This window comes from Geminicoccus roseus DSM 18922 (genome assembly GCF_000427665.1).
GTDB classification, from domain to species: domain Bacteria; phylum Pseudomonadota; class Alphaproteobacteria; order Geminicoccales; family Geminicoccaceae; genus Geminicoccus; species Geminicoccus roseus.
This window is the reverse complement of the sequence record NZ_KE386572.1, coordinates 1699333-1712482: the sequence shown is the minus strand read 5'-3', so window position 1 is coordinate 1712482 and position 13150 is coordinate 1699333. Positions and strand designations below refer to the sequence as shown.

The 13150-nt window shown below is 69.5% G+C and carries 14 protein-coding genes; 7 read left to right on the top strand and 7 right to left on the bottom strand.

Annotated features, from left to right (window positions below; all coding sequences use genetic code 11):
• Positions 1–209: 209 nt before the first annotated feature.
• The 7 genes from GEMRO_RS28645 to GEMRO_RS0109160 all read left to right on the top strand — a co-directional run bounded on the left by GEMRO_RS28645 (position 210) and on the right by GEMRO_RS0109160 (position 5831).
• Positions 210–560: an EF-hand domain-containing protein gene (locus GEMRO_RS28645; RefSeq protein ID WP_051328877.1), complete on the top strand. Its 351-nt coding sequence runs from the start codon at positions 210–212 to the stop codon at positions 558–560.
• A gap of 66 nt (positions 561–626) precedes the next feature.
• The gene (locus tag GEMRO_RS0109185; RefSeq protein WP_027133746.1) at positions 627–1874 is read left to right on the top strand and encodes a D-amino acid dehydrogenase; all 1248 of its coding nucleotides are present in this window, start codon (positions 627–629) and stop codon (positions 1872–1874) included.
• A gap of 89 nt (positions 1875–1963) precedes the next feature.
• Positions 1964–2878 carry a transporter substrate-binding domain-containing protein gene (locus GEMRO_RS0109180; protein WP_027133745.1) on the top strand — a complete coding sequence of 305 codons (915 nt, stop codon included), beginning with the start codon at positions 1964–1966 and terminating at the stop codon, positions 2876–2878.
• A 103-nt stretch (positions 2879–2981) separates the two neighbouring features.
• The gene (locus GEMRO_RS0109175) at positions 2982–3647 is read left to right on the top strand and encodes an amino acid ABC transporter permease (RefSeq protein WP_027133744.1); all 666 of its coding nucleotides are present in this window, start codon (positions 2982–2984) and stop codon (positions 3645–3647) included.
• Positions 3648–3660: 13 nt separating this feature from the next.
• Positions 3661–4326 carry an amino acid ABC transporter permease gene (locus GEMRO_RS0109170; RefSeq protein WP_027133743.1) on the top strand — a complete coding sequence of 222 codons (666 nt, stop codon included), beginning with the start codon at positions 3661–3663 and terminating at the stop codon, positions 4324–4326.
• A 7-nt stretch (positions 4327–4333) separates the two neighbouring features.
• Positions 4334–5131 carry an amino acid ABC transporter ATP-binding protein gene (locus GEMRO_RS0109165; protein WP_027133742.1) on the top strand — a complete coding sequence of 266 codons (798 nt, stop codon included), beginning with the start codon at positions 4334–4336 and terminating at the stop codon, positions 5129–5131.
• A 58-nt stretch (positions 5132–5189) separates the two neighbouring features.
• The gene (locus GEMRO_RS0109160) at positions 5190–5831 is read left to right on the top strand and encodes a cell wall hydrolase (protein WP_205624938.1); all 642 of its coding nucleotides are present in this window, start codon (positions 5190–5192) and stop codon (positions 5829–5831) included.
• A 16-nt stretch (positions 5832–5847) separates the two neighbouring features.
• Here GEMRO_RS0109160 and GEMRO_RS0109155 read toward each other — a convergent pair whose 3' ends face one another.
• The 7 genes from GEMRO_RS0109155 to GEMRO_RS28630 form a co-directional block, all read right to left on the bottom strand.
• The gene (locus GEMRO_RS0109155) at positions 5848–6243 is read right to left on the bottom strand and encodes a metallopeptidase family protein (RefSeq protein WP_027133740.1); all 396 of its coding nucleotides are present in this window, start codon (positions 6241–6243) and stop codon (positions 5848–5850) included.
• A 120-nt stretch (positions 6244–6363) separates the two neighbouring features.
• Positions 6364–6840 carry a F0F1 ATP synthase subunit B family protein gene (locus GEMRO_RS0109150; protein WP_027133739.1) on the bottom strand — a complete coding sequence of 159 codons (477 nt, stop codon included), beginning with the start codon at positions 6838–6840 and terminating at the stop codon, positions 6364–6366.
• The gene (locus GEMRO_RS28640) at positions 6840–7436 is read right to left on the bottom strand and encodes a F0F1 ATP synthase subunit B family protein (RefSeq protein WP_084506748.1); all 597 of its coding nucleotides are present in this window, start codon (positions 7434–7436) and stop codon (positions 6840–6842) included. The genes GEMRO_RS0109150 and GEMRO_RS28640 overlap by 1 nt, the downstream gene beginning before the upstream one ends.
• Positions 7437–7510: 74 nt before the next feature.
• Entirely contained in the window at positions 7511–7735 is a 225-nt protein-coding gene (locus GEMRO_RS0109140) for an ATP synthase subunit C family protein (protein ID WP_027133738.1), read from the bottom strand.
• An 89-nt stretch (positions 7736–7824) separates the two neighbouring features.
• Positions 7825–8547, bottom strand: a complete 723-nt coding sequence (locus GEMRO_RS0109135; RefSeq protein ID WP_027133737.1) for a F0F1 ATP synthase subunit A — start codon at positions 8545–8547, stop codon at positions 7825–7827.
• Positions 8548–8568: 21 nt separating this feature from the next.
• Complete coding sequence (locus GEMRO_RS28635) at positions 8569–8922, bottom strand: AtpZ/AtpI family protein (RefSeq protein ID WP_169728349.1); 354 nt, start codon at positions 8920–8922, stop codon at positions 8569–8571.
• 152 nt (positions 8923–9074) lie between these two features.
• Complete coding sequence (locus GEMRO_RS28630) at positions 9075–13139, bottom strand: AAA family ATPase (RefSeq protein ID WP_035485003.1); 4065 nt, start codon at positions 13137–13139, stop codon at positions 9075–9077.
• Between the last annotated feature and the right edge of the window lie 11 nt (positions 13140–13150).

The window sequence follows — 13150 nt, the reverse complement described above, 5'->3', positions numbered from 1 at the left end:
GGATACGCTACATCGTATAGATGATGAACCTCGGTCAAGACGCTCCACTGTTACGGCAACCTCGGAGCGGGGCGGCCATCCGATTGCTGGTCAGGTGCTGGCAGGGCGGCTAGCGTGGAACGGGCCATGTATCCGGCGAATGTCGTCTCCTTCGCCCTGTCATCCTGCGCCGAGCCGGCGGACGGCCGGCGCGCCAGAGAGGCTCAAGCATGCTTCACCACCGGATCCTCGCGATCATCCCCATCGCCGCCCTGGTCACGGTCATGGCGCTGCCGGCCGGCGCGCAGCAGGTATCGCCGCAAACCTTCGCGGTGATGGACATCGACGGCAACGGGCAGGTCGATGCCGCCGAGCACGGCGTGGCGATGGGGGCCGCGTTCGCCCATGCGGACAACAATGCCGACGGCGCCCTCGACCAGCAGGAGGCGACGGTCCTGTCCCTGCCGCCCCAGGTCGACGCGGACAGCGATGGCCAGATCACCCTGGACGAGTTCCTGACCAGCGCCCGCAAGGATTTCGAGGCGGCCGACACGGACGGCGACGGCGTCGTGGTTCCCTGATCCGCCCACCGGCAGCGCTGGCAGCTTCCACCCGTCCCATCTCCGCTTCATCCTCGGGAGTTCGTGATGCGCATCGTCGTGCTGGGGGGTGGCGTGGTCGGCGTCGCCTCGGCCTACTGGCTGATGCGGGACGGGCATCAGGTCGAACTGGTCGAGCGCCGCGAGGCGGCCGGGCTCGAGACCAGCTGGGGCAACGGCGCCGTCATCCATGTCAGCTCCGTGGAGCCATGGTCGGCGCCGGGCGTGCCGCTGCAGGTGCTGCGCTGGATCGGGCAGGACGATGCGCCCTTCCTGCTGCGCCTGGGCGCCCTGCCGCAGATGTGGCGCTGGGGACTGGAGTTCCTGCGCAACTGCGCCGAGACCCGACACCGGGACAATGCGCGCGCCAACCTGGAACTGGCCCTGTTGAGCGCCCGCTCGATGGCGGAGATCCGCGAGGCGACCGGCATCCGCTACGACCATGCCCGCGACTGCGTGATGAAGACGTTCGGCAATCCGGCGTCCCTGGCCGCGGCCACGGCCACCCATGAGGCGCTGGCACCCTACGGCCTCGTTACCGAGCGGCTCGACGTCGCCGCCTGCGTCGCGCGCGAGCCGGCCCTGGCCGATGCCCGGGACAGGCTGGCCGGGGGCCTATACTTCCCCCAGGACGAGATCGGTGACTGCCCGAAATTCGCGCAAGGCCTGGCAGCCTGGTGTGCGGAGCACGGCGCACAGCTTCATTTTGGCCGCACGGTCGAGCGGATCGAGGTCTCGGGCGGCAAGGTGACCGGCGTGGTCACTTCCCAAGGGCGGATCCCGGCGGACGCGGTGGTGGTGGCGCTGGGCGCGTTCAGCCCGTTCCTGGTGCGCGACCTCGGGCTCCGGCTGCCGATCTACCCGATCAAGGGCGTCTCGCTGACCGCGCCGCGCGACCTCTGGGAGGGCGCGATCCGCAACGCGATCCTGGACGATGCCGGCCACTACGCGCTGACGCCGGTCGGCGACCGGATCCGGGCGGTCGGAACCGCCGAGATCACCGGCTACGACGTGACGCCGGATCCGGGCCGGATCCGGGCGCTGGTCGACAAGGTCAGCGTTCTCTTTCCCGCTTTCCAGGCGGTGGCGCAGAGCCCGCGGACCGTCACCTGGGCCGGCCTGCGGCCGGCCAAGCCCGACGGCCGACCGGCGATCGGCGCCACCGCGCTGCCCGGCCTGTACCTCAATACCGGTCACGGCCATACCGGCTGGACCATGGCGGCGGGCTCCGGACGAAGGCTGGCCGAGGCGATCCGGGCCGGAGGCAAACCGGGATCTTTCGCATCTGCAGCATGATTCGATCAATCTGGTGCGCTTCTTGCTCCATCATGTCCTGATCGATAGACCTTGGTGATCAGGGTCAAAAAAGATGGGATGCAAGCCAGATGACCGACAAGAATATTCCCACGATTGAAGGCAGCATGGTCCGCCGCGGGGTGCTCGGCCTGTCGGCCGCGGCGACCGCGATCGGCGGCGTGGCCGGCGCCGGACTCGGCCTGCTGGCGCCCAGGCAGGCCGTTGCCCAGGAGGCGGGCCCCAGCCGCCTCCAGACGGTCCTGGACCGCGGCTACCTGATCGTTGGCACTGGCAGCACCAATCCGCCCTGGCATTTCGAGGATGAGACCGGCACGCTGGTCGGGATGGACATCGACATGGCCCGGCTGCTCGCCCGCGGCCTGTTCGACGATCCGGAAAAGGTCGAGTTTGTCCTGCAGGGGTCGGATGCGCGCATCCCGAGCCTGATCACCGACAAGGTCGACGTGATCTGCCAGTGGATGACGATCACGCCTGGCCGCGCGCAGCAATGCGCCTTCACCGTCCCCTACTATCGCGAGGGCGTCGGCCTGATGCTGATGGCCGACGGCAAGTACCAGACGTTCGACCAGCTCAAGGAAGCCGGCAGCGATCTCACGGTCGGCGCGATGCAGAACGTCTTCATCGAAGACTGGGCGCACAAGGCCCTGCCGGAAACCAAGGTCGACCAGTTCGAGAGCCCGGACGCCACCCTCCAGGCGCTCAATGCCGGCCGCGTGGACGCCTATCTCGCCGACCAGTCGGCGATACGTTGGCTGATGGCGCAAAACCCGGGTCGGTTCGCGGATTCGGGTTATGGCTGGATGCCCAACTCCTATGCCTCCGCAGTGAAGCAGGGTGATCCGACCTGGCTGAACTGGGTGAACACCGTTTATCGCGAGGCGATGCTGGGGGTCGACTTCGACCTGTTCGCCGCTTCCTACAAGAAGTGGTTCGGCATCGACCTGGAAACCCCCAAGGTAGGCTTCCCGACCGAATTCTCCTGATCGGGTCTCCTCGACAAGGACCCGCCGGCAGGCCTTGCCGGCGGGTCCGGCGCCGACCGGGCTTGCCCGGTCCTGGACAGGCCGGCTGCGGGACCTGTGGATGATCAATTACAATTTCAACTGGTCCGTCATCTGGCGCAACTGGGACGCCTTCCTGAACGCGCTGCTGCTCGGGCTGGGCATGGCGATCCTGTCGCTGCTGATCGGCTGCGTGCTCGGCCTCCTGCTGGCCTATGCGCGCACTTCCACCAGCAAATGGCTGCAATGGTCGTCCTGGGCCTATGTCGAGGTGATCCGCAACACGCCGCTGCTGCTGCTGGTCTTCATGTGCTACTTCGTGCTGCCGGAGTTCGGCATCCGCTTCCTGGACAAGGTCGAATCCTTTATCCTGACCCTGTCGCTCTATGCCGGGGCCTACATGGCGGAGGTGTTCCGGGCGGGCCTTTCCTCGATCCCCAAGCAGTATGTCGAGGCGGCCAAGTCGATCGGGATGCGCCCCTGGCAGCGGCAGCGCTGGGTGGTCCTGCCGGTGATGTTCCGCATCACCCTGCCGGCACTCAGCAACAACCTGATCTCGCTGTTCAAGGACACTTCGCTGGCCGCCGCGATCGCGGTGCCGGAACTGACCTTCACCGCGCGGCAGGTGAACGCCAACACGTTCCGGGTGATGGAATCCTGGCTGACCGCCAGCCTCCTCTATCTCGTCACCTGCTACGCCATCGCCCTGGCCCTGCGCGCCGTCGAGCGGCGCTACGCGTCGATCCGCTGAAGGTTAGCAGGACATGGAACGCGGAACCTTTCTCTACGAGGTCTGGGTGGCGCGCTGGTCGCTGCTTTCCGGCTTCGGCATCACCGTCTCCTCGGCGGTGCTCACCATCATCATCGCCTCCCTGCTCGGCATGATCTTCGGGATCGCCCTGACCTATGGCTGGCGGCCGCTGCGCTGGCTGATCCGGCTCTATGTCGACATGCTGCGCGGCATCCCGGTCCTGGTGCTGATCCTGTTCGCCTATTACGGGCTGTCGCTGTTCAAGATCAACGTGCCGCCCTTCTGGGCCGGGGTGATCGCGCTTGGGGCCTTCTCCACCGCGCATATCGCCGAGACGATCCGCGGCGGCATCCAGTCGCTCCCCCACGGCCAGACCGAGGCGGCGAAATCGATCGGCCTGCAGTTTCACCAGACCCTGGCCTACGTGATCATCCCGCTGGCGACCCGGCGGGTGCTGCCGCCCTGGATGAATACCTGCGCCGAGATCGTGAAGAACACGACCCTCTTGTCGATCATCGGGGTGGTCGAGTTCCTGCTCTCCAACCAGCAGGCAATCGCCCGGAACTACATGGTGCTGCAGTTCTACCTGTTCGCCACGGGGGTCTACCTGCTGATCAATTTCACGATCTCGCAGTTCGGCGCCATGCTCGAGCGCCGCTTCGCCCATCTCCGCTACTGAGGTCACCATGGCGACAACCAACTCGGCGCCGCTCCTGCGGGCAACGGGCGTGAAGAAGAGCTTCGGCGACCTGCAGATCCTCAAGGGCATCGATCTGGAGGTCCAGCAGGGACAGGTGGTGGCGCTGATCGGCGCGTCCGGCTCGGGCAAGACCACCTTCCTGCGCTGCATCAACCTCCTGGAGGAGTACGACCACGGCGAGATCCTCTTGGACGGCGAGCAGATCGGCTACCGGGACGAGGGCGGCAAGCGGCGGCGGCTGAGCGAGGCGAAGGTCTCCGGGCAGCGCGCCCGGATCGGCATGGTGTTCCAGAGCTACAACCTGTTCCCGCACATGACCGCCGAGCAGAACGTGATGCTGGGCCTGACCAAGGTGCGCGGCAAGCCGAAGGCCGAGGCCCAGGAGATCGCCCGGCACTGGCTGGCCAGGGTCGGGCTGGCCGAGCGCAGCGAGCACTATCCCTACCAGCTCTCCGGAGGCCAGCAGCAGCGGGTCGCCATCGCCCGGGCGGTGGCGATGGAGCCGCGCCTGCTGCTGTTCGACGAGGTCACCTCGGCCCTCGACCCGGAACTGGTGGCCGAGGTGCTGGCGGTGATGCAGGACCTGGCGAAGAGCGGGATGACCATGCTGGTGGTCAGCCACGAGATGCTGTTCGTACGCCAGGTCGCCGATCATGTCGTGTTCATGGATGGCGGGCTGGTGGCCCAGGCCGGGCCGCCCGGCGAGGTGTTCGAGAACCCGGAGACACCCCGGCTCCAGCAGTTCCTGGGCCGGTTCCAGGGCATCCTCACCCCGGCTGCCTGAGGGCAGCCGGAACGGCAGCAGGCCTGACCGGTTCTGTGGGCCTGAACGATGCGAGCCCATGAAGAAGAGGATCAGCGCGCCAATGCGGACCGTCATCGCGTTCACCACCGGAGTGCTGGCGTCCAGCTTTCTGTTGTCGGCTGCCCAGGCGCAGGAAACGCCCGTCGCGGAAGTGAAGGCGGAAACCCTGGAAGAGAAGATCGCGGACCGGCCGGAGCCCGAGCCGGCCGCGGGGCCCGAGCGGATCACCGCCACCGAGGCGGAGCAGGTCGACCCGGAGGGCGACAAGGCCCTGGACGACCCGCTGACCTGCCTGGCCCGGACGATCTACTGGGAGGCCAAGGGGCAGAGCAGCAAGGAGATGACGGCGGTCGCGGCGGTGGTGCTGAACCGGCTGGCCACGCCGGAGTTTCCCAAGACGGTCTGCGGCGTCGTCACCCAGGGCCAGGAGACCGGCGCCTGCCAGTTCTCCTGGTGGTGCGACGGCAAGCCGGACGATGTCGAGGAGCCGACCCAGTATGCCGAGGCCACCGAGATCGCGCGCAAGGCGCTCAACCAGCAGCTCACGGACCCGACGGACGGTGCCGTGAGCTTCCACCTGTCCTCGGTCCATCCGGGCTGGACCGACCGGCTGGTGCGCACTGTCCAGATCGGCGACCAGATCTTCTACCGCCTGCCGGACGCCCCGGCCGGCGGCTGAGGTCCTGGCGGCGGGATCAGCCGAACTCGACCCGCTCGATGTCCTCGTCGCTCCAGCCGAAATGGTGGGCGATCTCGTGGATGAGCACGTTGCGGACCAGATCGGCGAAATCGACGTCGGTCTCGCACCACTCGGCCAGGATCGCCTGCCGGTACAGGAAGATCATGTCGGGCTGCGCTCCGCTCTCCCGCGATTCATGCAGGCCCAGGGGCACGCCGGCATAGAGGCCGGTCAGGTCGTAGGGGTTCTCCAGCCCCATCTCGCGGATCAAGGCGTCGTCGGCGAGTTCCTGCACCACGATCGGAACATCGCTCAAAGGGCCCCGGAACGGATCGGGCAGATCGCTGAGAATCTCCTGGCCCAGCCGGACCATGTCGTCGGCCGTCGGCGGATACCAGCCTCGTTCGCTCATGCTCGCCCTGCCCCCAAGGAAACTGTCGAGCATCACAAATGGAACGGGGCCCGCGGGTTTGAAAGACCCGGGGCCCCGAAACAGGAAAGCTGCCGGACCGGGTGCGGACACCCGGCCTGTTCAGGCCAGCTTCTGGCGCACGTCCTGGATGGCCGAGGCGATCAGATCCTGCTCCTTGGCGGGATCCAGCTGGTCGGCGATCAGCCGGCGGGTGGTGCGGATCGCGAGGTCGGCGGCCTTGCCGCGGATCTCGGCGACCGCCCGGGCCTCCTCCTGGCCGATCCGCTCCTCGGCGGCACGGGTGCGCCGCTCAATGGAGGCGGCCAGGTCGGCGCGGAGCTGCTTCTCGACCCGAGCATTCTCCTCGGCACCATGCTCCAGGATCGAGGCGGCAAGGCCCTCGCCGTCATGCAACTGGCGCTGGTGCTTGGCGAGCAGGCTCTGGGCCTCCTCGCGCAGGCGCTGCGCCTCGTCCAGCTCCTTGCGGATCTGGTCGGCGCGCTTGTCCAGCGCCCCGATGAGCTGCTCCTTGACCGGCTTCCAGAGAACCAGCGCCAGGATGATGATCGAGATCAGAAGCCAGAAATATTCGATCATCACGCGGCCTCCTTCACCACCGCCGCAAGGGCGGCTTCCGCCTTCTCGCGCGGAACCTCGCGGCCGATCAGGCGCGCCGTGGCGGCCTGGGCGACCTCGACGGCGACCGAATGCAGTTCCGACAGCGCCGACTCGCGGGCCGCCTCGATCCGCTTCTCCGCCTCGGCGACCTTGCTGGCCAGAGTCGCGTCGAGCTCGGCCTGACGGGCGCTGTTCTCGGCGACCAGGCGCTCGCGGGTCGCGGCGATCTGGCTTCTGGCCTTGCCCTGCGCCTCGGAGACGACCTGCTGGTAGCGCACCAGCGCAGCCTCGGCCTCCTCGCGGAGCTTGGTGGCGCGGTCGAGATCGGCGGCGATCCGGTCCTGACGCGATTCCAGGACCTCGCCGACACGCGGCAGGGCCTTGGTCCGGAACAGCCAGAACAGCAGCAGGAAGCTGACGATGAGCCAGAAGATCTGGCCCGGGAACGTCGTGGCGTCGAGCTGCGGCAGCCCGGCCTTCTCGTGCGTCTCGACGGCCTCCACCGCGGCGAGCACAGGGGCCGCCAGCAGCAGAGCCGGCAGGCTCATGATGGTTGTACGCAACAGACGCTGCATCGGCCCCGTTCTCCCGAAGACATCCAAGGAAGATCGGGCGGCCGGGATCGCGCCCGGCCGCCCGTTCTCGGAAATCAGGTGAACAGGATCAGGAACGCGATCAGCAGGGCGAACAGCGCCACCGCCTCGACGAGCGCGAACCCGATGATCGCGTAGGGGAAGACCCGCTGCTGGACCGAAGGATTGCGGCCGACGGTGGCGATCAGGGTCGAGAAGATGTTGCCGATGCCGAGGCCGACACCGAACAGCGCGAAGGTCGCGATGCCGGCACCGATCATCTTTGCTGCGTCGAGTTCCATGAAGTTCACTCCGGAATAGGGCGCGGACATGCGCCATTGTCCACCGTCACGTCACGTCCACATGGGGGCCTGGCGAACCTTCAGCCCAATCAGTGCATGTGGATCGCGTCGTGCAGGTAGATGCAGGTGAGGACCGTGAAGATGTAGGCCTGCAGGAAGGCCACCACGACCTCGAAACCAACCAGGGCCACGGTCACGGCCAGGGGCGCGAACCCGAAGATGCCGAGCGCCGTGACGAAGCCGGCGAACACCTTCAGCATCATGTGGCCGGCCATCATGTTGACGAACAGACGGACGGACAAGCTGATCGGGCGAACGCAGTAGGAAATGATCTCGATCGGCACCAGCAACGGGATCATTGCCTTGGGCGCCCCGGCCGGCACGAAGAAGTGCACGAAATGGGTGCCGTGCAGGACGAAGCCCAGCGCGGTGATCAGCACGAACACCGTGATCGCCATGGCGAAGGTCACGATGATGTGGCTGGTGAAGGTGAAGGCGGTCGGGATCAGGCCCAGCATGTTCCCGAACAGGATGAACATGAAGAGCGTGAAGATCGCCGGGAAGAACCGCATGCCCTCGCGACCGGCATTGTCCTTGATCAGCCCGGCGATGAATTCATAGGCGAGCTCGACCACCGATTGCAGGCGCCCCGGGATCAGGGCGGCATGGCGGGTGCCGAGCATGACCAGCCCGTAGGCGGCGCCAACGCTGATCAGCATCCACAGGGAGGACTGCGTGAACGACAGGTCCAGTCCCGCCACGTTGATGGGAACGAGCGGGGTGATGGCAAATTGATGCAGCGGGTCGGCCACGGGATCGCCCTCGTCCGGTTTTTAGTCCGGCCCGCGATCCTGCCCATCCCCTTTGCCGCCGTGCGGATCGACCATGCCGATCCGAACCAGGTGGCGCCAGGCGTTGAGCATGCCGGCCGCGGTGCCGAGCAAGAACAACAGAATGGTCAGGAACGGGCGCGTCTCGAGCCAGCTGTCCAGCGCCAGACCGAGCCCCACCCCTGCCACGACCCCGACGACGAGCTCGACCCCGACGGTGAGCCCCGTGCCGAAATTCAGCTTCGGACGGTCCTGGTCGGCGCCGTCGCCCTTGCCCACAGCTCCACGCTCACCCTTTGCCGCGCGGATGCGCTGCTCCAGATCGGCGAAAGCAGGGTCGTGGTCGTCGTCAGCCATCCATCCCATACCACAGGGGCACACGCGAACGGACAACGCCCGTTCGGTCCGACCCGAGGCGAGCGGCAACCTACCCAGGACGACACGCAGGTCAAGCTTCCGTGATCGCGACAAGGTGGCCGCCCGGCTGATTCTTCCGGGCAGCGTGCGATTCAGGCGGTGCGCCGCATCTCGATCGCCCGCCCCAGTTCCACCGAGACCAGCCGGCTGACGCCGCGCTCGACCATGGTGACGCCATAAAGCCGGTCCATCCGCGCCATGGTGAGCGGATGGTGGGTCACCACCAGGAAGCGGGTGCCGGTGCGCGACGCGATCTCCTGCACCAGATCGATCAAGCGACCGACATTGGCGTCGTCCAGCGGCGCATCGACTTCGTCCAGCACGCAGAGCGGCGAGGGATGGGCCAGGAAGAAGGCGAAGATCAGGCAGAGCGCGGTCAGCGCCTTCTCGCCGCCCGACATCAGCGACAGGCTGGTCAGCTTCTTGCCGGGCGGGCTCGCCTCCAGTTCCAGGCCGCCCTTCAGCGGATCGCTTGGGTCGGTCAGGCGCAGGCGCGCGTTGCCACCGTTGAACAGGCGGGTGAACAGGTCCTCGAAATGGCGCTCGACCACGGCGAACTGGTCGAGCAGGCGCTGGCGCGCCTCGCCGTCCAGGGAGCGCACCGCCTTGACCAGCCGGGCCGCGGCTTCCTCCAGTTCGGCACGCTCGCCGGTCAGGCGCTCGAACTCCTCGCGAGCTGCCACCGCCTCCTCGGCGGCCAGCAGGTTGACGGCGCCCAGCCGGTCGCGGCTGGAGCGCAGCCGGCGGGCGCGCTCCTCCAGCTCGGCAACCGGGGCAGTCGCGATGGCCGGATCGGGCTCAGGCAGCGGGTGGTCGGCGAACCGCTCGCTCAACTCCTCCTTGAGCGCGGCCAGGGCGGCATGCGCGGCCTGCCGGGCGGTGCGGGTCTCTGCAGCGCGCAGAGCAGCCGAGCGCTCACTGCGTTCCGAGGCTGTCAGGGCATCGCGCCGCTCCCTGGTGGTAAAGTCGGCTGCATCGGCGGCCGCGCGTGCGCCTTCCACCGCCTGCGCCTCCGCCGCCAGGGCCGCCACCAGCGCCTCGGCTTCTCCACCCAGCCGGCGCGCCTCCGCCTCGGCCGAAGCCGCGCGGCCTGCCAGTTCGGAGGCTGCACGGGACGCGGAGGCGATCGCCCTGCCCAGCTGCTCGGCCTCGGCGTCCAGGCGCTGGCGGCGCTCGTCGCGATGGACCGCGCGCTCCTGGACCAGGCGAAGCTCGGTGCCGGCATCACCCAAGGCCCGCTCGGCCCGGTCCGCCTGCTCGCGCGCCAGGTTCAGCGTCTTCTCGGCCGCCTGGGCGCTTGTGCGCAGTTCCGCCAGGGTGGTCGTCGCGGCCTGGAACTCCTCCGCCGAAGGGCCAAGGCCGGCGAGAGCATCCGCCAGCTCGGCCTCATGGCGGGCCTGGGCCGCCTCGACGGTGGCGCGCTCGGCGATGATCCGGGTGCGCTCTTCCTGGAAGGCGACCTCCGCCGCGCGGACGGCATCCACGGTTCCGGCCAAATCCTTGCGCAGCCGGGCGATTGTGGCGGCCAGCCGCTCGCCATCCTGGCGTGCGCCTGAGCGCTCCGCCTGGGCCTGCTGGAGGGCGGCGGCGAGTTCTGCCTGGCGAGCGCGGGCCTGGCGCAGCTCCGCCTCGGTCGCGGCCGGATCGACCAGCGCGGCCTGCTCTGTATCGGCTTCCGCCTGATCGTCGCGCAGCGTCCCGGCCAGCGCCTCGATCCGGGCGGCAGCCTCGTCCAGCTCCACGCGCCGGCGCTGCCAGGCCTGGTCGGCCGCCAGTGCCGCGGCGGCGGCCCGTTCGGCCTGCTCCAGGGCCGAGCGTGCCTGCCGCATGGCCTGCTCGCGCTGGCCCAGCTGCGTGCGGGCAGCGGCGACGGCCTGGTCGGCTGCCTGGCGTTCGGCGTCCAGGGCCGCCACGGCCGGGCGGTCGGCGTCCAGCTGGACCGTCAGCCGCTCCAGCCGGTCGCGCTGGGCGAGCAGCAGCGCTGCGGCGTCCCGCGCGCCTGGCAGCCGGACATAGCCGTCCCAGCGCCACAAGCCGCCGTCGGGGCTGACCAGGGCACCGCCGCCGGGCAGGTGGCGCTGGAGACGGGCGGCCTCGGCGGGCTCGGCCAGCCAGACCAGGGACATTGCCCGGGCCAGGGCCGGCGGCACCCGGACGCGCTCGGCGAGCTTGGGCAGATGGGCCAGCTCCGCGGCTTCCGGCGCTGGCGGGGCTTCGCCGGCCAGCCAGTGACGGGGCGCAAGCGGGTCCAGCGACGCCGTCAGCCCCTCGCCCAGGGCCGCCGCGAGCGCTGCGGCCAGGTCCTCGGCGACCGCGATCGCGGCGATCACCTCGTCGGCCCGGACCGGCGGCAGGACTTTGGCCAGCTCGCGGGCTTCCTGTTCCAGGCGGGCGAGGCCGCTGGCGGCGGCCGAGGCGGCGGCAAGCTTGCCGGTGCGCTCGGTTTCCGCCTCCGAAAGGCCGGTCCGCGCGTCGCTCAAGGCCTGCTCGCTGTCCTGCAGGTGCCGGCGCGCCTGCAGGAGCGCGGCACCCGCCCGGGCGGCGGCATCCTCCGGCCGGTCGCCGATCGCCTGGCTGCCCCGGATATGGTCCTGGCGCTGCCGCTCGAGCGCCGTCCGCCGGTCGGCCAGCGCCGCTAGCCGCCGCTCCAGGCGCTGGCGCTGTTCCAGCAGTTCGCCCCGGCGCCGCTCCAGGGCCGGCAGCGCCTGGCCCAGCGCCTCGCGCTCGGCCTGCACCCGGGCGAGCTTCGACTCTGCGGCGGCAAGGCGGTCGGCGGTTTCCGGCTGGGCTCCTTCGGCGGCGGCAAGCTCCGTCCGCAGGGCCTCCTGCCGGCGCTGGAGCTCGTCGGCCTGGGGATCCTGCTCGGGCGGGATGAGGCTAGCGAGACGCTGCCGGGCCGCCTGCAGGGCAGCCTCGGCGCGGGCACGGACCTGCACCAGACCCTCATGGCGGTCGCGCGCCCGGGCCAGGATCGCCTCGGCCTCGAAGCGGCGTTCGCGGGCTGCCAGGGCCGCTGCCTCCGCTCGGGTTCGTTCGTGTAAAGCAGCCTGCGCCGCTTCCTCCAGGCCAGGCAGGGCGGCCGAGCGCTCGGCCTGGACCTGCCGGGCGTCGGCCGCTTCCGCCGCCAGCAGCTCGCGTTCCGCCGCCAGCGTCGCGAGACGCTGCTCCGCCTCGGCCTGCTCGCGGATAGCGGCTTCGAGCCGGCTGGCGAGGTCGGCGGCGTCGGCCTGGGCCCGATCGGCCTCGGCCCGCCTTGCCGCTACCCGCTCGGCCAGGGCGGCATGGCGGGGAACCAGCCGGGCCAGATGCTCGCGGGCGGTTTCCGCGGCGTTCTCGGCGGCCTGCAGCCGGCGCAGGTCGGACTGGTGGGCGATCTCCGCCTTCTCGGCCTCCTGGTCGGCGGCGCGCGCGGCAGCGGCGGCCTGCTCCAGGCGGAAGCGGGCGTCCAGGAGGCGGGCCAGGGCCAAGGCAGCCTCGGCCTCGCGCAGCTCATGGGCGAGCTTCTTGTAGCGCTCGGCCTGGGCAGCCTGGCGGGTCAGCTGCTCCATGCGCGCCTGCAGGGCGCCGATCAGATCGGCGATGCGCGCGAGGTTGCCTTCGGTCTGCAGGAGCTTGCTCTCGGCCTCGCGCTTGCGGCTCTGCAGGCCGCCGACGCCGGCGGCCTCCTCCAGAAAGCGGCGGCGGTCCTCGGGCTTGGCCTCGGTGACCGCCTGGACCTGGCCCTGGGCCACGATGGCCGTGCCGCGGGCACCGGCGCCGGCATCCTGGAACAGGCGCTGCACGTCGCGGGCGCGCACTTCGCGGCCGGCAATGCGGAAGGTCGATCCATGCCCGCGGGTGATGGTGCGGCGGACCTCCGCCCGGCCGTCGGTGGCGTGGCGGGCATAGTCGGAGAGATCGCCCTCGATCATCACCATGACATCGGCGAGCTCCCGGCCCGGCCGCCTGCCCGTCCCGGCGAAGATCACGTCGTCCATGTCGTCGCCGCGCACGCCGCGCGCCGAGGCCTCGCCGCTCACCCAGCGAAGCGCGTCGACGATGTTCGACTTGCCGCACCCGTTCGGGCCGACAATGCCGGTCAGCCCCGGTTCCAGCGCCAGTTCGACCCTGTCGGCGAACGACTTGAAACCGTGGATGACGATCCGGGTGAGCTGCAACGCCGAGAAAC

Excerpts from the sequence above, each read along its gene's own strand:
- GEMRO_RS28645 (WP_051328877.1), top strand. The coding sequence starts at position 210 with ATGCTTCACCACCGGATCCTCGCGATCATCCCCATCGCCGCCCTGGTC.
- GEMRO_RS0109185 (WP_027133746.1), top strand. The coding sequence starts at position 627 with ATGCGCATCGTCGTGCTGGGGGGTGGCGTGGTCGGCGTCGCCTCGGCC.
- GEMRO_RS0109180 (WP_027133745.1), top strand. The coding sequence starts at position 1,964 with ATGACCGACAAGAATATTCCCACGATTGAAGGCAGCATGGTCCGCCGC.
- GEMRO_RS0109170 (WP_027133743.1), top strand. The coding sequence starts at position 3,661 with ATGGAACGCGGAACCTTTCTCTACGAGGTCTGGGTGGCGCGCTGGTCG.
- GEMRO_RS0109165 (WP_027133742.1), top strand. The coding sequence starts at position 4,334 with ATGGCGACAACCAACTCGGCGCCGCTCCTGCGGGCAACGGGCGTGAAG.
- GEMRO_RS0109160 (WP_205624938.1), top strand. The coding sequence starts at position 5,190 with ATGAAGAAGAGGATCAGCGCGCCAATGCGGACCGTCATCGCGTTCACC.
- GEMRO_RS0109155 (WP_027133740.1), bottom strand. The coding sequence starts at position 6,243 with ATGAGCGAACGAGGCTGGTATCCGCCGACGGCCGACGACATGGTCCGG.
- GEMRO_RS0109150 (WP_027133739.1), bottom strand. The coding sequence starts at position 6,840 with ATGATCGAATATTTCTGGCTTCTGATCTCGATCATCATCCTGGCGCTG.
- GEMRO_RS28640 (WP_084506748.1), bottom strand. The coding sequence starts at position 7,436 with ATGCAGCGTCTGTTGCGTACAACCATCATGAGCCTGCCGGCTCTGCTG.
- GEMRO_RS0109140 (WP_027133738.1), bottom strand. The coding sequence starts at position 7,735 with ATGGAACTCGACGCAGCAAAGATGATCGGTGCCGGCATCGCGACCTTC.
- GEMRO_RS28635 (WP_169728349.1), bottom strand. The coding sequence starts at position 8,922 with ATGGCTGACGACGACCACGACCCTGCTTTCGCCGATCTGGAGCAGCGC.